General features: G+C 53.2%; 19 protein-coding genes. 12 read left to right on the top strand and 7 right to left on the bottom strand.

The features are described from left to right. From ACI31J_RS04155 to ACI31J_RS04135, 5 genes are all read left to right on the top strand, one after another. A partial coding sequence (locus ACI31J_RS04155) for a sulfatase-like hydrolase/transferase (protein ID WP_439773177.1) occupies nucleotides 1-836 on the top strand: 836 nt, incomplete at its 5' end. A gap of 291 nt (nucleotides 837-1,127) precedes the next feature. Further along, nucleotides 1,128-2,735, top strand: coding sequence for an Nramp family divalent metal transporter (locus ACI31J_RS04150; RefSeq protein ID WP_439773176.1), 1,608 nt, complete (start codon nucleotides 1,128-1,130; stop codon nucleotides 2,733-2,735). Nucleotides 2,736-2,849: 114 nt separating this feature from the next. Continuing rightward, a complete protein-coding gene (locus ACI31J_RS04145) occupies nucleotides 2,850-3,542 on the top strand; it encodes a hypothetical protein (protein WP_439773175.1) in 693 nt (230 codons plus the stop codon). A 324-nt stretch (nucleotides 3,543-3,866) separates the two neighbouring features. Then, entirely contained in the window at nucleotides 3,867-5,672 is a 1,806-nt protein-coding gene (thrS, locus tag ACI31J_RS04140; protein WP_439773174.1) for a threonine--tRNA ligase, read from the top strand. A gap of 166 nt (nucleotides 5,673-5,838) precedes the next feature. Next, the gene (locus ACI31J_RS04135; protein WP_439773173.1) at nucleotides 5,839-6,195 is read left to right on the top strand and encodes a type II toxin-antitoxin system RelB/DinJ family antitoxin; all 357 of its coding nucleotides are present in this window, start codon (nucleotides 5,839-5,841) and stop codon (nucleotides 6,193-6,195) included. A 188-nt stretch (nucleotides 6,196-6,383) separates the two neighbouring features. Here ACI31J_RS04135 and ACI31J_RS04130 read toward each other — a convergent pair whose 3' ends face one another. Genes ACI31J_RS04130 through ACI31J_RS04120 form a run of 3 tightly spaced genes read right to left on the bottom strand, consistent with a single transcriptional unit; the run spans nucleotide 6,384 to nucleotide 9,240 of the window. Then, nucleotides 6,384-6,692, bottom strand: a complete 309-nt coding sequence (locus ACI31J_RS04130) for an MGMT family protein (protein ID WP_439773172.1) — start codon at nucleotides 6,690-6,692, stop codon at nucleotides 6,384-6,386. Then, the gene (locus tag ACI31J_RS04125) at nucleotides 6,679-7,938 is read right to left on the bottom strand and encodes an MFS transporter (protein WP_439773171.1); all 1,260 of its coding nucleotides are present in this window, start codon (nucleotides 7,936-7,938) and stop codon (nucleotides 6,679-6,681) included. Before ACI31J_RS04125 ends, ACI31J_RS04130 begins: the two co-directional genes overlap by 14 nt. Before the next feature lie 9 nt (nucleotides 7,939-7,947). Then, nucleotides 7,948-9,240 carry an alkaline phosphatase family protein gene (locus ACI31J_RS04120; RefSeq protein WP_439773170.1) on the bottom strand — a complete coding sequence of 431 codons (1,293 nt, stop codon included), beginning with the start codon at nucleotides 9,238-9,240 and terminating at the stop codon, nucleotides 7,948-7,950. A gap of 175 nt (nucleotides 9,241-9,415) precedes the next feature. Here ACI31J_RS04120 and ACI31J_RS04115 point away from each other — a divergent pair, with 175 nt between their 5' ends. The 6 genes from ACI31J_RS04115 (at nucleotide 9,416) to ACI31J_RS04090 (ending at nucleotide 18,211) form a co-directional block, all read left to right on the top strand. Next, nucleotides 9,416-10,744 (top strand): APC family permease, encoded by a 1,329-nt coding sequence (locus tag ACI31J_RS04115; RefSeq protein WP_439773169.1) that lies wholly within the window; start codon nucleotides 9,416-9,418, stop codon nucleotides 10,742-10,744. Between the two features lie 16 nt (nucleotides 10,745-10,760). Beyond that, a complete protein-coding gene (locus tag ACI31J_RS04110; protein WP_439773168.1) occupies nucleotides 10,761-12,125 on the top strand; it encodes an APC family permease in 1,365 nt (454 codons plus the stop codon). 201 nt (nucleotides 12,126-12,326) lie between these two features. Beyond that, the gene (locus ACI31J_RS04105; protein WP_439773167.1) at nucleotides 12,327-13,757 is read left to right on the top strand and encodes a C69 family dipeptidase; all 1,431 of its coding nucleotides are present in this window, start codon (nucleotides 12,327-12,329) and stop codon (nucleotides 13,755-13,757) included. A gap of 436 nt (nucleotides 13,758-14,193) precedes the next feature. After that, nucleotides 14,194-15,330: a 5-methyltetrahydropteroyltriglutamate--homocysteine S-methyltransferase gene (locus ACI31J_RS04100; protein ID WP_439773166.1), complete on the top strand. Its 1,137-nt coding sequence runs from the start codon at nucleotides 14,194-14,196 to the stop codon at nucleotides 15,328-15,330. A gap of 176 nt (nucleotides 15,331-15,506) precedes the next feature. Then, entirely contained in the window at nucleotides 15,507-16,940 is a 1,434-nt protein-coding gene (locus tag ACI31J_RS04095; RefSeq protein WP_439773165.1) for a glycoside hydrolase family 32 protein, read from the top strand. Between the two features lie 5 nt (nucleotides 16,941-16,945). Continuing rightward, nucleotides 16,946-18,211 (top strand): MFS transporter, encoded by a 1,266-nt coding sequence (locus tag ACI31J_RS04090; protein ID WP_439773164.1) that lies wholly within the window; start codon nucleotides 16,946-16,948, stop codon nucleotides 18,209-18,211. 67 nt (nucleotides 18,212-18,278) lie between these two features. On the opposite strand, the gene ACI31J_RS04085 is transcribed toward ACI31J_RS04090, so the two are convergent. The 4 genes from ACI31J_RS04085 to ACI31J_RS04070 all read right to left on the bottom strand — a co-directional run bounded on the left by ACI31J_RS04085 (nucleotide 18,279) and on the right by ACI31J_RS04070 (nucleotide 20,749). After that, nucleotides 18,279-18,518, bottom strand: coding sequence for a cytochrome b5 domain-containing protein (locus ACI31J_RS04085; RefSeq protein WP_439773163.1), 240 nt, complete (start codon nucleotides 18,516-18,518; stop codon nucleotides 18,279-18,281). Nucleotides 18,519-18,596: 78 nt separating this feature from the next. Then, complete coding sequence (locus tag ACI31J_RS04080) at nucleotides 18,597-19,298, bottom strand: dihydrofolate reductase family protein (protein WP_439773162.1); 702 nt, start codon at nucleotides 19,296-19,298, stop codon at nucleotides 18,597-18,599. 76 nt (nucleotides 19,299-19,374) lie between these two features. After that, entirely contained in the window at nucleotides 19,375-19,773 is a 399-nt protein-coding gene (locus ACI31J_RS04075) for an iron-sulfur cluster biosynthesis family protein (RefSeq protein WP_439773161.1), read from the bottom strand. Nucleotides 19,774-19,864: 91 nt separating this feature from the next. Further along, nucleotides 19,865-20,749: a LysR family transcriptional regulator gene (locus ACI31J_RS04070; RefSeq protein ID WP_439773160.1), complete on the bottom strand. Its 885-nt coding sequence runs from the start codon at nucleotides 20,747-20,749 to the stop codon at nucleotides 19,865-19,867. A gap of 116 nt (nucleotides 20,750-20,865) precedes the next feature. Here ACI31J_RS04070 and ACI31J_RS04065 point away from each other — a divergent pair, with 116 nt between their 5' ends. Continuing rightward, a complete protein-coding gene (locus ACI31J_RS04065; RefSeq protein WP_439773159.1) occupies nucleotides 20,866-21,408 on the top strand; it encodes a DapH/DapD/GlmU-related protein in 543 nt (180 codons plus the stop codon). The last annotated feature ends 19 nt before the right edge of the window (nucleotides 21,409-21,427 follow it).

Raw genomic sequence — 21,427 nt, 5'->3', positions numbered from 1 at the left:
TTCACCCGTACTCCAAGAAGTTCTATGACCGTGGTACCGACTACCCGAAGTTTGGCTTCAATAAATTCTCCTACTTGGGTAGCAAGCAGTACCCGATCAGGCATCAGAAGAAGATCGACCGCAATACCTACATGTCTGACCAGACCGCTTACGCCAACCTCCTCGACCAGCTCAATGCTCATCACGGCGCTCAGTTCATTAACCTGGTCACCATGCAGAACCACCTGCCGTACAACAATCTCTATAACGGGACCGAACGCTACCGCGCGAAGGTCGGCGACGGGACAGACCCCGCCCAGGTTGAAAACTACGCAATGGGAATCCACTATACTGATGAGGCGGTAGCCAACTTCATCAAGGAGATCGACAAGATCAACCGGCCGATCACCTTGGTCTTCTATGGGGACCACCTGCCGGGGATCTACCGCAATAGTATGAAAAAGGACGGTCTAAAGCTGCACGAGACCGACTACTTCATCTACTCCAACCCGGCTGCGCAGCGAATGGGGGCCAAGAAGCTGACTCGCTCGACACACTACGTCGGCCCGAACGACTTCATCGCGATGGCCGCCGAGCAAACCAACTCCAAGGTCACCCCATACCAGGCAATGCTCACCCGGCTCTACCACGAATTACCTGCCTACGCCCTGAGTACCCAGCAAAACGGGACTAATAGTTTCAACTCGGCGCCTGAGTACGTCAACCAGCAAGGCAAGGTCGTCAGCTACAAATCATTCACCAAGAAGCAGAAGAAGTTGTGGCATGACTACCAACTCGTTCAATACGACATTACGGCGGGACACCACTACCTGCTTAAAACGAATATGATGAAATAGGATCTCTTCGGGGGCCATGGCAAAACCATGGCCCCCGAATTTTTTAGTTTTCCCCTTTTCAAACACCCCATAAATATTTTTCAAATGTTTTTAAAAATTTCTAAAGGCCGTTCTGGAACCGCTTGAAAGTGCTCAACCACCGAATTATTCCGCCGATTTGGCATCATATTCACCCCCGCAAAACGCCGTTATAACGGCGATTTTCAGTTGCATTGCATAATTTTTTATGTTAGCCTAACAAAGTATTCGAATTAAGTTAATTTTGGTTATCAATCATGTTAACAAAATAAGATGAAAGGTGGATTTGGCGTGGATAACACAAAAAATCAGCACCGTAAGCATCACTTGATTGAGTATGCTAACGGGAAGTCTCTAGAAGAAATCAACGGTACCGTTGAAGTCCCTCATGGCAAAGGGTTCTGGCGAACATTATTCGCCTACTCCGGCCCTGGTGCATTAGTTGCCGTGGGTTACATGGATCCTGGTAACTGGGCTACTTCAATTACCGGTGGTCAAAGCTTCCAATACACCCTGATGACTACCATCTTGATCTCAAGTTTGATTGCGATGTTGCTTCAATACATGGCGGCTAAACTCGGGATCGTGAGTCAAATGGACCTCGCTCAGGCAACCCGGGCGCGGACCGGTAAAGCATTAGGGATTATTCTCTGGCTCATGACCGAGTTGGCCATCATGGCGACCGATATTGCCGAAGTTATTGGTGCGGCGATTGCCTTGAACCTGCTGTTCCACATTCCGTTGATCCCATCAGTCTTCATTACCGTTCTTGATGTTTTAGTTCTGCTCTTATTGACGAAGATTGGGTTCCGGAAGATCGAAGCAATCGTTGCCTGCCTGATTCTGGTTATCCTGTTTGTCTTTGCATACCAGGTAGCCCTCTCTAACCCAAACTGGGGTGCCGCCTTCATGGGCCTCTTGCCTTCAACCAAGGCGATTGCCCAGCACCCTGAGATCGGTGGAATTACGCCACTGAGCGGTTCGCTGGGGATCATTGGTGCGACCGTTATGCCGCACAACCTGTACCTGCACTCCGCAATTTCCCAGACCCGGAAGATCGACCATAACGACCTCGACAGCATCCGGCAGACCGTACGGTTTACAACTTGGGACTCCAACATTCAATTATCACTGGCCTTCGTTGTTAACGCCCTCCTGCTGATCATGGGGGTTGCTGTCTTCAAGTACGGTGCCGTTAAGGATAGTTCCTTCTTCGGCCTCTACGAAGCACTGAACAACACTTCCATGCTTAGCAACCCAATTCTGATTGCCGTTGCCAAGTCCGGAGTTTTGTCAACCCTGTTTGCCGTTGCCCTGCTGGCATCAGGTCAAAACTCAACCATTACTGGTACCCTGACTGGTCAGGTGATCATGGAAGGGTTTGTCCACATGAAGATGCCACTTTGGGCTCGGCGGCTGGTTACCCGTTTGATCTCCGTTGTTCCTGTGCTGCTGTGCGTTGGGATGACTTCCGGCGAGTCAACTATCCAACAACACACAGCTTTGAACCTCTTGATGGAAAACTCACAGGTATTCTTGGCATTCGCCCTGCCATTCTCCATGTTGCCACTGCTGATGATGACCAACAGTGAAGTCGAGATGGGTGAGTTCAAGAACCGGCCATGGGTTAAGGTCTGTGGTTGGATCTCTGTCATCGCACTGACTTTCCTGAACCTCTACAACCTGCCGGCAACCTATGAAGGTTTCGGTGTCTGGTCCAAGGGAACGTCCGATGTACTGGCATACCTGACGATCGTCATCATTTTAGTCCTGTTGGCTTGGACCTGTGTCGAACTCTACCGTGGTGACAAGCGTTTTGCCGCCGAGGGTCGGGGCTTCGGTCAACAAGAAGAAAAGATGCACGACTCCGCTAAGGATTAATAAATTATCTATCTAACTCAGAAAGGGGACTGGCACTTGCCAATCCCCTTTCAATCGTTTAAATTAACTAGATCATGCTATAATAGTGACTAATACAGTACTGTTCTAAATGAGGTGAACACGTTGAACAATAACCAAGACAAGGATAACAAGCGCTTAAGCCGGGTCGAGTTGTACGATACTCCCAAACCGGGCGACAAAAAGAAAAAACGCCGGTCCTCAATTTTTGACAACCTCAAACGCGAGGAGAAAAATAATGCCCGGCCACGGCCAAACAGAAAGGCTAAGCCAGCACATCCTGGTCAAAAGCGGCGCAACCACCGGCTCTTCAAGGTCCTGCTGGGGATTTTGCTGGCGGTTCTCTTGGTAATGATCATTGTCTTCATGGTCAAGCAGCAGAATCCGGTCAATACAAACAACGATGATGCCACGACCGTTTCGACCAGCTCAAAGAAGAAGCGCCACAGCAGCAGTCATAAGAAGCACAAGAGCCATTCCACCAGCGATAGTGATGATACCACCGACACTAGCGACACTTATTCTTACAGTACGCCAAGCAGCACGCAGAATAACCAGTCGACCAGCCGGCAGTCTACTAGCAACAATAACAATGACCAACACCAGTCTGCCAATACCGAATCTACGCAAAATAACAACAGTCAACAATCATCGACTAACAACCAGCAGCAGACTAACAATGACCAGCAGCACCAGTCATCAACGACTGGTCAGTCACAAAATGGCAACACTAGCAGCCAGAGTGGTCAGCAACAATCTACCCAGCCTCAGCAAACCCAGCAAAAATAAAATAATCAAAAAAGGGGTTGCTAAGTCCGTCGTCCGTGTTATAATCATAGGCAATCGAAGGATAAGTCAAGTGATGACCTCCTACCAGGGAGTCGGTGCCATGGCTGGAAGCACCGTTGGAGCGATTCATCACGTTGATACCACCTTCTTAGATTACTAGCCGAAATAAGGCTGGTCGGGTCGTGTCCGTTACCACACCATAGAGAGGAATTCTAATATTCCTGAACATGGGTGGAACCACGCTAATTTATGATAATTAACGTCCCTAACGCTTAGCAATAGGCGTTAGGGGCGTTTTTGATTTTTTGTAAGGGAGAGATCATTATGGCTCAAGTCGCAGTTATGTCACCCGATGGATCAGTTAAGAAGATCGACCGGGACTCAGAAGAAGGTTTACAAGCACTCCGCAAGCTGTCTGCATTAATGCTCAAGGCCGCTTTGCAACAAGAATTCAAGGGCATTCGCCTCGGTGAAGCCGTTGCCGACGAAGACGGTTTCCACGTTGATTCCGACAAGGACGACCAACAAGTTTCTGCCGACGAATTACCAGCATTAGAAGACGTCATCAAGGGGATGGCTAAGGACGACGTTAAGGTTGAATTCGCCGAAGTTGCCGTTGATGACGCCTTGGCCAGCGTTAAGGATGACAAGTTCTCCACTGAACTGATCAACGAAAACGCCAAGGACGGCAAGGTTGCCATGTACAAGCTTGGCGATACCATGGCAATTGCCGACCAAGATATCCTGGTTTACGGTGATGTCGTTAAGAACCTCAAGTTATTGTCCGTTGCCGGTGCCTACTGGAAGGGCATGTCCTCCAACCCAATGCTCCAACGGATCTACGGGACCGTCTTCTACAAGAAGGACGCCCTGGCTGAAGACCTGAAGAAGCGTCAAGAAGCTCGTGAACGCGACCACCGGGTAATCGGTAACCAACTTGACCTCTTCTTCGTTGATCCAAAGGTCGGCGCCGGCCTGCCATACTGGATGCCAAAGGGTGCCACGATTCGCCGGACCATCGAACGTTACATCATCGACCGTGAAGTTGCTGACGACTACAAGCACGTTTACACCCCAGTCCTGATGAACCTGGATGCCTACAAGACTTCCGGCCACTGGGAACACTACCGTGACGACATGTTCCCGCCAATGGACATGGGTGACGGTGAAATGCTTGAACTGCGGCCAATGAACTGCCCAAGCCATATTCAAATCTACAAGCACCACATTCGTTCCTACCGTGACCTGCCACTGCGGATTGCCGAACTCGGGATGATGCACCGTTATGAAAAGTCTGGTGCCCTCTCCGGTCTGCAACGGGTTCGTGAAATGACCTTGAACGACGGCCACACCTTCGTTGCCCTCGACCAAATCCGGTCCGAATTCGCCAAGATCCTGAAGCTGATCATGTCCGTCTACAAGGACTTCGACATCACTGACTACAGCTTCCGGCTCTCCTTGCGTGATCCAAAGAACACCAAGAAGTACTACGCCAACGACGAAATGTGGGAACGTTCACAGTCCCTGTTGAAGGCAGCCATGGATGACCTGAACCTCGACTACTACGAGGCTGAAGGTGAAGCCGCCTTCTACGGTCCAAAGTTGGACATCCAAACCAAGACGGCCCTCGGCAACGACGAAACCATGTCAACCATCCAGCTGGACTTCATGCTGCCTGACCGCTTCGGTCTGACCTACGTTGGTAAGGACGGTAAGGAACACATGCCAGTCATGATCCACCGTGGTGTCGTTGGTACCATGGAACGGTTCATTGCCTACCTGACTGAAATCTACAAGGGTGCCTTCCCAACCTGGTTGGCTCCTGAACAAGTTCACATCATCCCAGTTAGCGATGATAAGCACGGTGCTTACGCTGACGAACTTGCTAAGAAGATGAAGGCAGCCAACATCCGGGCCGTTGTTGACCACCGGAACGAAAAGATGGGTTACAAGATTCGTGAAGCCCAGACCCAAAAGGTTCCATACACCCTGGTTGTCGGTGACGACGAAATGAACAACAGCGGTGTCTCCGTCCGGAAGTACGGTGAGAAGGAACAAAACGAAATGAGCCAGGACGACTTCATGAACGAAATCCTTGCCGACATCGCATCCTACTCCCGTGAAAAGTAATTGAAAACAAATAACTAAAACATGCTTCCAGCTAACTTACTGGAAGCGTGTTTTTTGTTTGCAGCATACTTCAGCATCATTTTATATACTATTTCATATACGTTAGATATTAAATTGATATACGAACAAAAAGATGGTACTATAAGAGGTGAAAGGAGTGATTTTTATGGCACAGATTAATATTAAGGTCGATGACCAATTGAAAAACGACGTTAGCAAGATTTTTGCTGAGATGGGACTGGACCTCACGAGCGGGATCAAGGTGTATCTCAAGCGCGTTCAACAAGACCAGAAGATCCCATTTGAGATTAAAGGTACCCAGAACATTGATAAACTTGCTCAGCAGTACCGGGAGGGCGATCCCGAAACAGTCTCCCGCCTAAACAAGTTGTTATCAGCAATCGCAGGGTCCAATGAGGGCACTACAGGAATCGGCGGCAGTGTCTTGAAAGTCACCAGTCACCAAAAAAAGGACCACCCCGGTGGAATTGGCCAAGGGATCCTCAATAATACCCATGATTAAACTAAGGGAGCGAGACAGAAGTCGGTTACGACTTCGTCTTTCGAAGCGAAGCAAGCCACTGGGAGCCCCCGCGAGCACAAATAGGGCTCAAGCGTTCGGAATTTCCGAATGCTTGAGCCCATTTGTGTACCGCGCTGTAAACTTTTAGCCTGTATAAAAGGACTTATGTCACAGCCCCTTTTTAAGTTTTAAATACCAAGCCACTGACAGCGCCGAATGTCAACGTGGCTCGCATCCTTGAATGGGATCCCCTCGGCCGCCAACATCGGTCCCTGGTCAATCCAACCGGGAACCAGCCGACCGGTGGCGGTCACAACCCGATGGCAGGGATGCTTACCATACCCGCCAGACTTGCCAAGGGCCTTGCCCACTAGGCGAGCGTTGCGGGGCCGGCCGATCATCCGAGCGATCTGCCCGTAAGTCGCTACCCGGCCGAGCGGAATAAGGTCCACAATGTTCAACACGGCTCGCATGAAGTCCTCATCAATCTTGGCCATTGGCATCCCTCCCCAGGCGCGGCAACAGCAAGAAGATTACCAATCCAATGATGAAGAGAACACTGAGAGAGGCCGCCCCAATCGTTGACCGCCCCGTCCACTGGGTCACCAGTCCGACAATCACCGGCCCTAAGATTGCGGAAAACTTACCGAGGATGTTGTAGAAGCCGAAGAACTCACTGCTGGAGTCCTTGGGAATCAATTGCCCAAAGTAGGACCGGCTTAACGCCTGCAGGCCACCCTGGCTGGTTCCGACCAGGATCGCCAGGATCCAGAAGTCGGTCAACGTGGTCAGGCGCAGGGCATCAAGGCAAATGATTACATAAACAATGATCCCCACCAGAATAGCGGCCCGGTTAGAGGTCTTTTTCGCCAGCCAGCCGTAGAACAAGGAGAACGGGAAGGCAATCAGCTGCACCACCAGGAGCACCATCATCAGCATCGTCGTTTCGACCCCTAAGTCCTTACCGATCGCGGTGGCCATCGTAAAGATGGTGTCTACTCCGTCGATGTAGAAAAAGTAGGCGACCAAGAACCAAGTGATCTGCCGGTAATGTTTGATATGCCGGAAGGTCTGATTCAATCGGCGGAAGCTATCGCGTAACGGATTCTCTACGGCGGTTACACTGTAGTGCTGCCGACCATGGACAAGCAGCGGCCAGCCGAAGATTACCCACCAGACGGCCGCGACGACGAAGCTGAACTTGGCGATTCCGTAGGCCGACAGCAAACCGTTGAACCCGTGCGTCAGTTGCGCCCCCAAGAAGACGATGAAGGCGATGACGCCACCGAGGTAGCCCATCCCGTAACCAGTGGAGGAAACCAAATCCATCTGACCATCCGGAGCCACGTCAATCAGAAAACTATCGTAGAACAGGTTCCCGCCGGAGTAGCCGATGATGGTCAAAACATACATGAAGATCAACCATTGCCATTGACTGGCCGGTACCAGGGCCAGGCCAGCGGTCAAGATGATTGCCGGCCAGGTGAAAGTGTTCAGCCACCGGCGCTTGGCGTTCGGGTAGTCAGCCAAGGCCCCCAGCAGCGGCGCCAGCAGTGAGACCACCAGGGTGCCGAAACTGTTGGCATACCCCCAGTAGGCCGTTGAATCGGCAGCACTGACCCCGGCCTGTTGGGCAACCGCCTTGAAGTAGACGGGTAGGACCGCCGTTACGACCAGGATCCCGTAGCCGGAATTGGCCCAATCATAGAAGATCCATTGCCATTGTTGCTTATTGATTTTCACGACTTCGCCTCACTTCCTAACGACGCCAGCGATCGGCTGACCGGCAGTTGGGGCCGGATAATGTAGTCCCAGCAACTTCGCAAAAGTCGGTCCCTCATCGACCAGGTGCGCGCCCTCTACCGTGGCTCCTTGATTGACGTCTGGACCGACAAATACCGCCGTGGTGAAGTAATCGGGTTTGTCCGGTCCGTAGCCATGAACCCCCTGATAGCGGTCATGCGTCCCTAGCGAATCCGGGTCCACCGCTTCAACCATTGCCGGCCGGTTGACTTCATCAGTGAAGTAGTAACCCGCCTTAGCCTCCACCAGGAAGGTACACTGCGGATCGGCTCCCATTTTGATCGCCGCGGCACCGTCGTAAATGTGTTCAACCCCCTCAACGCCGGCAATTAGCTGCTTGAGCTGGCCAAGATCAACGTTTCCCCGGGTATAGACATAGGTCTCGCCGTCACAGGTCTTGGCCGTCACCCGCCAGTTATTCCGGTAAGTCGGTTTGCCTTCCTGCGGGGTCAGCCAGCCGTGCTGGGCAAAGAGCATGTTAAGGTGGATCATCTTGTGGACGTTGATCTGGTAGTGGTCACCAAGAAAGACAAAGTTGGTCCGTTCATAGGTCCCGGCATCCTTGGTCGCTTGAACAATCTGAGCCACTCGCCGGTCAAGCCGTTGAAGGGCGTGCTGGGCCTGGGCAGAACGGACGCCGTAGCGGTGCCGCATACTATCCATGTCCACTAGGTGAACCAACGTCAAGTCCGGCTGCTTGTTCTTCAAAGTATCAACCGCGCAGGCCGTGATGAAGTCATCCAGCCAGGGCTGCTTGATCCCATGTCGAATGTGGCCATAACGGTGGTTCATCTGGAGGAGAAAAAGGGGCGAGCTGGCCTTTAACGACACCATTACCTGGTTGGTCCAGATCCGGTTGGGGAAGATCTCAGCCAGATTATAGTCGATCTTGCTCCCCGCCGTCACCGGCCAGAGGAAGGCGGCCGTCGAGAGCCCCGCGTCATGAGCAACATCGTAGAGGGGCGTCGCCTGCACGTCCTTTCGGTACCAGTACCAGTCCGGGGAGAGGCGCCGAGGCTGCAGCTTGGTATTGTTAACGACCCCATGAACGGCTGGGTATTGGCCGGTGATGATTGAGGTGTGTGACGGGTAGGTCAGCGTCGGAAAGATTCCCCGCACCCGTTTGACCCACGTCCCCTGCTTCATCAGCTGGCTAATGTGGGAAACCAGGTAACCAAGCTCATTGAGGTCCCGAAAGCCCAACGAATCAAGGGAAACAACAACTAATTTATTTCTAGGCATCATTTCATCCACTTTCAATTATTATCAGTAACGACTATTACCAATTCTAACACGCGTCGTTACTGGCATTTTATAATTTTACTATTATTTTGGCCAAAGAATAACTATAATAAAAGGGTTACTTTATGCAAATTGTCCATTATTGGCGAAAGAATATGCAAGGAGTGTGAGCACTTTGGCAGAAAAGCAACCCACCCGGTCGCTCGGCTTTTTCGCGGCCCTCTCGACGGTCACCGGAACCGTCATCGGTTCGGGGATCTTCTTCAAGGTCCCGGCCGTCACCAAGGCAACTGGGACCGTCAGCATGGCCACCTTCACCTGGCTACTAGCTGGAATCATTACCATCTGCGCCGGCCTGACCGCGGCAGAACTAGCGGCCGCCTATCCGCAGACCGGGGGCCTGACCGTCTACGTCGGCAAAGCCTACGGAAGTTTCTGGGGATTCCTCGCGGGGTGGGCCCAGTCTTTGATCTACTTCCCTGCCCAGTGGGCCGCGGCGGCGATCGCCTTTGCCACCCAATTTGTTGACCTCTTTGGCCTTGCGTCATCCTGGCTACCGGTAGTGGCCAGCGCGGTCACCTTACTAGTGCTGATGGTTAACTTCATCAGTGCCAAGGCTGGCGGCATGGTTTCCTCAATCGCCCTGGTTGTCAAACTGCTGCCGATCGTCGCCATCGTCGTGCTGGGATTTGCTCACCCTGGCGACCCCAGCTTCACCCTTTTCCCGGTGACGCCCGGCCCGCGCCAACACTTCTGGACCGCCCTGGGTAGCGGACTATTGGCGACCATGTTTGCCTACGATGGTTGGATCCACGTCGGCACGATGGCGGGTGAGCTCAAGAAACCGAAAAGGGACCTGCCCCGTGCCATCTTCTTCGGCCTCGGTCTGGTCACGGTCGTCTACCTGCTGATCAGCCTGGCCTTCCTGTACGTGGCCCCACTGGCAACGGTTGCGAATAACCTCAACATCTCCTCCCAGGTCGCCCACATTGTCTTCGGCCCCCTGGGCGGTAAGATCATTACTATTGGGATCATGGTCTCGGTCTATGGGGCCCTAAACGGCTTTGTGATGACCGGGATCCGGGTACCCTACGTAATGGGGTACCTCGGTTACCTGCCGTTTAGCCGGGGCTTTCGCGCCCTCAACCGCGGCGGGGTGCCGTGGCTGGGCGGCTGTTTGCAGTTCATCATCGCCCTGCTCATGATCCTATCCGGGACCTTCGACACCATCACCAACATGCTGGTCGTCGTCATCTGGTTCTTCTACATGCTTTGCTTTGTGGCGGTGTTTATCCTCCGCAGAACAGCGCCAAACTTAGAACGCCCATACCGGGTTCCCGGCTATCCAATCGTCCCCATCATTGCCCTGGCCGGCGGCGCCTTCATCGTATTGACCACCGCCATCACCCAGCCAATCATCACCGCAATTGGGGTCCTGGTAACTGCCGCGGGAATTCCCGTCTACCAGTACCAGAAAGTGCGGCACCGCATCAATCAAAATTAAAAGGAGCTTTGCCTACATGAAAAATAATCCGCAGCTCAAGAAAATTGAACACGAGAAGACCCTCGGCCTCTTTGACCTCGCCATCCTCGGAATTGGGGCCATCATTGGGACCGGGATCCTGGTCCTGACGGGGATCGTGGCCGCCGAGGACTCCGGACCGGCGATCGTCTTCTCCTTCCTCATCGCCGCCTTAGCCAGCGGACTGATCGGTCTCTGCTACTCTGAGCTGACCACCAGCCTGCCCAACTCCGGGAGTGCCTTCTTCTACGCCTGGGTCGGCATCGGCAAATTCGTCGCCTTTCTGGCCGGTTGGACACTAATCGGGGTCTACATCACTACCACGGCCACCGTGGCCAACGGGTGGACTGGCTACGTCCAATCGTTCTTAGAAGTATTAGGGGTTAAGCTGCCCCACCAGTTCCTGATGAACCCCTCTGCCGGGGGTTACGTCAACCTGCCAGCCGTCCTGATGATCATCCTGATGACCATCATCCTGACGCGAGGAACCAGCGAAAGTAAGCTGATCAACAACTTCCTGGTGGGAGTCAAGATCTTCATCATCCTCCTGTTCATCGTCGTCAGCGTCCAGCACGTCCGGCCGAGCAATTGGCACCCCTTCCTTCCATACGGGGTCAAGGGGATCTTTACCGGGGCGTCGGCCGTCTTCTTCTCCTTCCTGGGCTTTGATGCCCTCGCTACTTCCGCCGAGGATGCCAAGGACGTTGACAAAAATATTCCCCGGGCAATAATTTTGTGTCTGGTGATCTCCACCACCCTCTACGTCCTGGTCAGCCTGGTGATGACCGGGGTGGTTTCTTACACTAAGTTGAATGTTTCCGAAGCAATGTCCTACGTGCTGATCGTCAAGGGACACTCCTTCGTCGCCGAGGTAGTTTCACTAGGGGCCGTGTTGGGAATTATGGCCGTGGTCTTTGCCTTTATCTACGCCGGGTCCAACATTCTGAAGTCCATGAGCCGGAGTGCTTTCCTGCCGCAAAACATCGCCAAGCTCAATCCCCAGACCCACAGCCCGAACCGGGCCATCTGGCTGGTCGGGATCCTGTCGGCCATTCTCGCCGGTGAGTTCGACCTTCACTACCTGGCCCTGATCGCCAACATCGGTTCCTTGGTGGTCTTCGCCCTGATCTCCCTGGTCGTGATCATCTTGCGTTACCGCTACCCCGAGCTCAAGCGGCCGTTTAAGGTACCGTTTGGCAAAACGATTCCGATCCTGTCAATCCTTATCTGTATCGTTCTCCTCGTCAGCATTTCCCTGACGGCCTGGCTGACCTACCTGGCTTGGATCGCAGTGGGCCTGATCATCTACTTCACCTATTCGCTCCGCCACGCCGACGAGTTCAATTTCACATCAGAAGAATAATCTTTATCCCTTGGGAGCATGCTAGCCGGTGGCTGTGCCGGCTGGTGCGCTCCCGTTTTTGTTCATTTTTGAGAAACGCTCCCGGCTTTGGCGAATGCTAAACCAAGTACCGTCAATTGTTCACCCCCATCAAGTGTTCCCCATAAGTTGGTGTAGAATAAGGGTAGTATGAAAATTTACATTTTGAAAGGAACTGGTTAAATGTCACGATTCAAAAATTCTGCATGTACCTCGATCATGGTCGGTAAAAACGCCTCGCTTGATGGTTCAACCTTCATTTCCAGAAACGAAGACCGGGTCGTCGCCATTGAACCCAAACGCTTCCTGGTTCAGCCTGCCGTTCATGACCGGCACGAAACCTACGTCTCCGCCTACAATAAGCTAACCGTCCCCCTCCCCGAGAATGGGATGCGCTACACTTCCACCCCTTCAGTCGACCAGAGCGCCGGACCCAACGAAGAGGATGGCTTTAATTCCGCTAACGTCGGCGAAAGTGCCACCGAGAGTGTCTACGCTAACGACCGGGTGCTGGCCTACGACCCCTTCGTCAAGAATGGCCTGGCCGAGGATTCAATGACCACCCTGGTGCTACCGTATATTCACTCCGCTCGCGAAGGGGTAAAACGCCTGGGTAACCTGGTCGCTAAGTACGGTTCTGCCGAGGGTAACGGGGTCCAGTTTAATGACCAAGACGAGGTTTGGTACATGGAAATCGCTACCGGTCACCATTGGGTTGCCGTCCGGATCCCCGACGATTGCTATGCCGTTGCCGCCAACCAGATTGCCATCGAACAAATTGATTTCACCGATCCGGACAACTACATGTGGTCGGACGGCATTCAGGAGTTCGTTGCTGACCACCAACTCAATCCAGATACTGACCAGTGGAACTTCCGGCACATCTTCGGCACCAACACCAAGCTGGACCACCACTACAACACGCCACGGGTTTGGTTCGCCCAACGCTACCTGAGCCCCGTCGCGGCGGCCGATCAGGCCCCTGAATCACCCGACATGCCATTTATCCGGAAGCCGGAACACAAGATCGCGGTTGAGGATATCCAGTACCTGCTCAAGTCCCACTTCAACGAGACCAAGTATGACCCGTTGGGAGACGGTAGCGAGCACGACAAGAAGGTCTACCGGCCAATCGCTCTCTCCCGGACCGCCCAGTCCCACATCCTGCAGATGCGGAACAACGTCAAGCCGGAACAGGCCGCCATCCAATGGATTGAGTTCGGCCTGCCATCCTTCTGTGCCTACACCCCGTTCTTTGCCAACGCCGATGATACCGACGTCTCCTACCGGAAGGTGCCGGCCAAAATGAAGCTCAAGAGTGCCTACTGGTTGAATGAAGCCCTCGCCATGGTGGTGGAGAGCCACTACAGCGAATTCTATGACCAGGACGAGGCCTTTCAAAAGGACCTCAATGAATGGGCCCGGCGCAAGATCGCGGCAGTTGACGCCAAGGCCAGTCAGTTGAGTGGCGCCCAGCTAACCACCTACCTGACCGGACAGAACCACAAGATCGCCAAGCACTACAACAAGAAGGCCAAGCGGCTTCTCTTCGACCTGATGACAGCCGGAACGGAATTTTCGAAGCTTACCTTCAAGATGGATCCAAACCTTTAATCTGGTTTTTTCTCAGCAATTATGAAAATCTATAATAAAGTGTTGACTTTAAAATTAGAAAGTTCTAATATAATGCCAACAAGAAATTATAAATTGCTAAGAAGAGATGAGTAATGGGCAGCAGGAACTACAGAGAGCCGGGTAGATGAGAACCGGTGTCCCCTAAACCCACGAAGATGGTCTTGGAGCAAAGGCGATCGGCGAGCCGTTGGTAAGCCGGTCACGAGCGGCGACCGATAAAACGCCTGGGTTTACCCGCATGGGTGTACCTATTGAGGACTGGACTGTGAGGCCCAGTCAAATTAGGGTGGTAACACGTTAATTTCAACCTTTGAAAATGACGTCCCTAGAAAAAGCACCAACGCTTTTTCTAGGGACTTTTTTATTTGCTTCCGATGCTTGAACTCACCGTCGAAAAAGAAAGGATCGATGTTTTATGACTGAATTTACACCACGGACTGTTTCCCCATTTCGCTACGACGTTGTTGGTTCATTCCTGCGCCCTCAAGAATTGAAGGACGCGCGCCAAAAGTTTGCCGCCGGCCAGATCAGCCGCGAGGACCTCACTGCTGTTGAGGACCGGTTGATCATTGACTTGATTCACAAAGAAGAGGCCGCGGGGCTTAAGGCCGTGACCGACGGTGAGTTCCGCCGCAGCTACTGGCACCTCGACTTCTTCTGGGGCCTTCAGGGTACCAAGCACGTCAACCTCAAGCACGGCTACTTCTTCCATGATGAAGAGACCCGCAACGACTCCGTTCAACTGACCGGCAAGCTCAGCGGTGAAAATCACCCGTTTGTTTCAGCCTTTAAGTTTGTCCAAGACCACGTTAGCGAAGGCACCCAGGTCAAGCAAACGATTCCGGCACCGGCCCAGTTCCTGGAGGAATTCCTCCGTCCCGAAAACCAGGAAAACCTCAAGCAGGTCTACCCGAACATCGCCGACTTCGACTGCGACGTCGCCAGTGCCTACCACCAGGTTATTGAGGACCTCTACGCCGCTGGTTGTCGGACCCTCCAGCTCGATGACTGTACATGGGGAATCTCGGTAAATAACTTCGCTAACCTCAAGAAGAAGGATCCCAATGCCGACACCTCCCAGCTGGTGGCCCTTCAGGAACGTTTCCTCAAGGTAAACAACGCCGCCATCGCTGGCCTGCCGGACGACCTCACCATCAACACCCACGTCTGCCGGGGGAACTACCACTCCACCTGGGCCGCGGCTGGCGGCTACGGGCCCGTTGCCGATACCCTCTTCGCCCAGGAAAACGTTAAGGCGTTCTATCTCGAATACGATTCCGATCGTGCCGGTGGCTTTGAGCCCCTCGCCAAGGTTCCGGATGAAAAATACGTGGTCCTCGGGCTGGTAACCTCCAAGAACGGGGAACTGGAAGACAAGCAGACCATCATCGATCGGATCCACGAAGCCGCTAAGTTCCACCCGCTCGACCACCTCTGTCTGAGTCCACAATGCGGGTTTGCTTCGACTGAAGAAGGTAATATCTTAACTGAAGACCAGCAGTGGGCGAAGGTCACCCTGGTAAAAGAAATCGCCAAAGAAGTCTGGGGATAGTCCAGAACAGCATTAAATAAAATAAGTCATGACCCGTGGATGCGAGTCATGGCTTATTTTATTTATCATTTTGCTAATCGTTTAACATTTATTTTGATAAACGATTGACAATTTTGGTAAAAGCACTTACAATCTTCACCGTAAACGTTTCCAAAGAACGAAGGGAGTCGGTTAGATTGCGACAAATCGATGAGTCACGAGTGATAAAAATCACAAACACTCGCTATCGCGAACACTACCATATTCAAACACCGGCGGGCTGGCTGAATGATCCGAATGGTCTCTGTTTCTTCAAGGGCTACTACCACGTCTTCTACCAGTTCCACCCCTACTCAGCACAATGGGGCCCGATGCACTGGGGACACGTCCGTAGCAAGGACCTGGTTCACTGGGAAAATCTGCCGGTGGCCCTGGTTCCTGGTGATCCCGAGGACTCCGGCGGCTGCTTCTCCGGCTCAGCCATCGTCAAGGATGATCGGCTGTACCTGATCTACACGGGTCACCATTACTACGATGATGGTGACCAGGACCATTTCTGGGAGAACCAGAACGTGGCCTACAGCGACGACGGGATCCACTTTACCAAGTACACAGGGAATCCCGTGATTGAGGCGCCGACTGATAATAGCCAGGACTTTCGGGATCCTAAAGTCTGGGAACACGATGGTCAGTACTACCTGGTTGTCGGCAGCCGGGAGTCGGCCAACAACCGCGCCCGGATCCTACTCTACCAGTCCAGCGACCTGTTAAAGTGGCAATACCGCGGACCAATCACCGCGTCACAAAGCATTGAACTTGAGGGATCGATGTGGGAGTGCCCAGACTTTTTCCGGCTCAACGGCCAGGACATTTTGACCTGCTCACCGATGGGGATCCAGCCGCAGCGGCACCGCTTCCTCAACCTGAGCCAGGCAGCCTACTTGGTGGGCCGACTAGACTACGATCAGGCCCGTTTTAACCACTACGATCTGCACTTATTGGATTATGGGCACAACTTCTACGCTCCCCAATCGTTCTTGACCCCGGACGGGCGGCGAATCCAGTTCGGCTGGTTCAGTTCCTTCGACAACCCGATGCCGGAGCAAGCAGACGGCTGGGCCGGGGCACTGACCCTGCCGCGCGAACTCGTCCTGCGTGGCGACCGGCTGGGGGCCATCCCCGCGCAGGAGACGGCAGCGTTACGCGTTGGTGAGGCTCTTAACACATCAGCAATTATTCATTCTCCTCACCAGCTGACGGTTACCGACCCGCAGCACACCGAGTGGGACCTGACCTTTGACCTGACCGATGATTACGATGGTCAAGTAAATTGGCAGCTCGCCAATGACAATCAAGTCCTGATTGCCTTCAGTTATAACCAGGCAACTGGTGAGATCACGGTTCACCAACATGGCCAGGCCAGCGACCGCTACGCTACCATCAGTCATGTTCGCCGGCTGCACGCCCGGATCTTCGTGGACACCAGTTCTGTCGAAATCTTCGTCAACGACGGGGCCGCTACCTTCACCGAACGCTACTACAACGATTCGCAGCCGGTCACGACCACACTGGCTGCTAGCCGACCTACTGCCATCACCATCAAAGCCTACACACTTGATATGAAAGGATAATCAACATGAAAAAGCATAGCTTATTCAAGAACCCCTTCTACCGGTTCGATTCGTTAAACATCCTCCTCTTCTTCACCGCCTGGGGAATCTGGTGGTCATTCTTCCAGATCTGGCTAACCAACACCCTGCACTTCTCTGGGGAACAGGTGGGGACGATCTACTCCTTCAACTCCGCCATCACCCTGGTCTTGATGTTTGTCTACGGGGCCATCCAGGACCGGCTCGGCCTCAAGCGCTACCTGCTGATCTTCTGTGCCGTCATGGAAATGCTGCTTGGGCCTTTCTTCACCTGGCTCTATGCCCCGCTGCTCCACAGCAACTTCTATCTCGGGACCTTCCTCGGTTCACTCTACCTATCGTTTGCCTTCCTGGCTGCTTCGCCAACCTTTGAAGCCGTCACGGAACGAATCAGCCGTCGTTATCAATTTGAATACGGCCAGGCCCGGTCATGGGGATCGTTCGGGTACGCGGTTTCCGCCCTGCTCGCTGGTTTTCTCTTTACCATCAACCCGAACCTGGTCTTCTGGCTCTCGTCAGCCATCGCCCTGGTCCTCTTCCTGCTGCTTGTCTTTGTCCATCCCGAAAAGAATCCAAAGATGATTGACCTTTACGAAAACAAGGTTGAAAACGCCAAGGAAAGCTCCACGGCTTCCCTGAAGGAAATCTTTGGCGTCTTCAAGATGAAGGCTCTCTGGCAGATCATCATCTACATCATCTTCTCCTGGACCTTCTACACGGTCTTTGACCAGCAGATGTTCCCTCAATTCTTCACCCAGTTCTTTGCCACCAAGGCCCTTGGTCAACAGATGTACGGGGTTCTAAACTCCGTGGAGGTCTTCTTGGAAGCAATCATGATGGCCTGCGTGCCATGGCTGATGAAGAAGATCGGGGTCCGCAAGACCCTGCTGGTTGGGATCACGATCATGGTCATCCGGATCGGGGGCTGTGGTCTGGTCACGAACCCGCTCGGTGTTTCCTGCATCAAGCTGTTGCACGCACCGGAGACGGCCTGCTTCGCCCTCGGGCTCTTCCGTTACTTCACCCTGCACTTTGATACCAAGGTCTCTGCCACCCTCTACATGGTCGGCTACCAGATTGCCGCCCAGGTTGGGCAGATCATCTTCTCAACACCGCTCGGTGACCTGCGGGACCACATCGGTTACAGCCACACCTTCCTGGTGATCTCTGGAATTACGCTGATCGCCGGGATCTACGCCACCTTCATCCTGAAGAAGGATGACGTAGACGTCAACGGTCAACCTTTGAACTAATTTCATACTAAATAAACCAAAACAGGGGACGAGGCAAATTGCCTCGTCCCCTGTTCGTATTTCACCGTTAGTCCGCCAGCTTGCCGACAACCGGCAGACCAGCTAAGACCCGGTCCCCATGTGGCGACTTGTTGTATAAAACATCGGTCAAGTCCTGACCGGCAAGATTGCCATGGTGCTTGCCACCCTGCCAGGCCGCCTTGTCGGAAACATCATAAACCACGCCCCGGATTGCCACATAGGCCGGTTGTCCATTCTGACCATTGAACTTTGCCAACTCGTCTTTTGTAAATACCTTTTCAGCCATCAAACAAGCCTCCTTAACTTTATTAACTAAACTATAGCATAATCGCGCTATGACGACCGTGATATTAAAGAAAATTTATCAATTGTCCCGGGCAAAGAGCAGGTGAATCCCACCATCAGCCAGCAACTTAGTCTGAACAACCTTGAAACGCTGGTTGACGAAGACCTGCCGCGTGTCAAACGTTCCCTTCTTGGTCGCATCGCCACTGATGTAGGGGGCCATCACCAGGGAAATCTCATCGACCAGGCCGGCACGCAGGAAGGCACCATTGATCAGGGCGCCCCCGCCTAAGGCCACCTTCTTAATCCCGAAATACTGCCGCAACTTGACCAGGGCTAACGCAAAATCGAGCTCGTCATCCCCGCAGACCAGGTACGGGATCTGCATGGACCGCAGGAAGGCCAGGTAGCGCTTATCGACAAGTTTAGTAACTACTTCGATCGCCCGGCTCTGCTTGCCAGCGTAGTCGAAATAGTTCTTCTCCCAGCCGGCCCGGCCGCGACGGTCAAAGCTGACGTCCCAAGTGGCCGAAGTAATCCCCGCCGGGACCCAGTCCTGGTAGTCAATTCCGTCTGCTGGGTACTGGCTGAGGTCAACCTTTCCCGGCGCCGCGTACATCACGATCGTGTTACTCCCGTTGGCGTTGGTGTTGCTGATCTTGAAGAGAATGTCGTCGTAATAGTCTCCAGAGGCCTTATCCCCCGGCAGACCGTCCCAGTCGCCATCGATCTTGCCGTCGATCGACTCGTACATATGAATAATTACCTTTGCGCGTTCCATCATCTCATCACTCCTTTAGCCCCATTTTAAAACAAAGAAAGGCGTGACAAAACTAGGCCTTGCCACGCCCCATTCATCAGCAATCATGGGTGCCATTGTATTCAGTTGCGACGGGATCGGTCAGGTCGACCACTTCCAGGTTTTCCGTCAGGACCCCCTTGGTCGGACTCACCAGCGGCAGGGTGAAGTACTTCGGGTTGAAGCGCACCTCCATCTGGTTTTCAAACTGGATGTTGGCATACGGTTCACTCTTGATGTAGATGTCGCCGATGTTGGATTCGATCTTCTCGTCGAAGTCGTGCAGGTCCATCCCCTTCTTGACAAAGATCAGCCGGTAGTTGGCGTCCAGGCTGCAGTTGCCAATCGCGGAAAACGGCCCGACGCCATCGTCAAAATCGAGCACGATCGTCTTATCAGGACTCAGGTACTTGGCAATCCGCTTCTTGGCGTCATCGGTAAAGGTTAAGTGTTTCATCAGCGTACCTCCTCGTTAGCTATCGATAATCTTAGTCTACGCGCTTTTGATCAAAAACCAACTAATTTGCCTGGATACCCCCACCCAATTATCACTTGGTCGGGGCGGTGATTTGTTTTCGCAATAGTTTGAGGAAAAGCTGGGCGACGTTCGGCAATTGCCGGTCCTTATTCCAGATCAGAATATTCGCATCGGTGAGGGCCGGGGCAAGTGGACGAAAGACCAGGTCCTGATCATACAGGTTGGCGATCCCGTCATAGGCCAATGCCATCCCCGCGCCAGCCTTGACCAGCAGTTCGGCGTTGTAGAGCAGGTTGTAGCTGCCGACGAAGTTATACTGATTAACCATGCCTCCCGCCCAGTCACGAAAAGTATCCTGCGCTCGCGATTGGACCGACGTTAGAAGCGACAACCCCAGCAAATCGCCGGGGCTGATAACCTGTTTAGCCGCCAGCGGCTCGGTCTTCCGCATCAAGATTCCCCACCGGTTCTGGGCAGGCAGGGTGAGCGAGTTATAGTTTACCAGGTTTTCGTGACCCATCACGACGCCAAACTCAAGACTTCCCTGGTTGATCCGGCGCCGAATTTCCGTCGAGTCCCCACTCGTCAGGTTGACACGCACCTCAGGATAATCACGAAGGATTTGGGCCAGGACGTCCATCATTGGCATCAGGGCACTGCTCTCGCCGGCACCGATATCCAGCGTCCCGCTGATCACGGTGTTAGCCTGGAGGTGGTAGGTGGTCTTGTCCACCAGGGCCGTAATCTCCTGCGCCCGTTCATACAAGTAGTAACCCTCCTGGGTCAGCTTAATCTGCCGCCGGCCGCGCTCAAACAGGGTTACCCCGAGAGTCGTCTCCAGCTCCATGATCTGCCGTGACAACGCCGGCTGGGAGATGTGAAGCCGGTGCGCCGCACTGGAGATGTTGCCCTCCCGAACGATTTCAATGAAGTAACGCAGTACCCGAATATCCATTGCCCTTCCTCCTTGTATAACTTTTTATTATGATTATGCATTTAACATAAGTATTTCACATCTTAATTCTAGCCCATTACAATAAGATCAACAAATCAATTTAAGGAGGTCAAGTCATGACAACAAGCAAAATCTTGGATCCACAGCAGATTGCGGACCTGGGCAAGATCATCGAACATAACCAAAAGCTGGTACAAAAGCTCAATACCGGTGTTCATTCACCAGCTGGTATCCGTGAACTGGTCGCCCAGCTGACCCAGCAAGCCTTGGACCCGTCGGTAGAGATTCGTCTCCCCTTTCACACCGACTTTGGCCGTAACATCCATATCGGCAAACGGGTCTTCATCAACAACGGTGCCACCTTTACCGACCTCGGCGGAATTTACCTGGCCGATGACGTCCTGGTGGGCCCAAACGCCAGCTTGATCTCCGTCAATCACCCCCTCGACCCGGCATCACGCCACAGCGTAGAACTCAAACCGGTCTACGTTCGTAAAAACGCCTGGCTCGGTGCCAACACCACCATCCTGCCAGGAATCACGATCGGTGAAAATGCCGTCGTGGCGGCGGGAGCGGTGGTCACCAGGAACGTCCCGGCTAACACCGTTGTTGCCGGGGTTCCTGCCCGGGTCATCAGAACCATCAAGCACAACAATTAGGAGGAATTATTTATGGCTT

The organism is Limosilactobacillus sp., assembly GCF_051873075.1.
GTDB lineage: Bacteria > Bacillota > Bacilli > Lactobacillales > Lactobacillaceae > Limosilactobacillus.
Note: the sequence above shows the minus strand (reverse complement) of the source record. Positions and strands in the feature narration are given on the sequence as shown.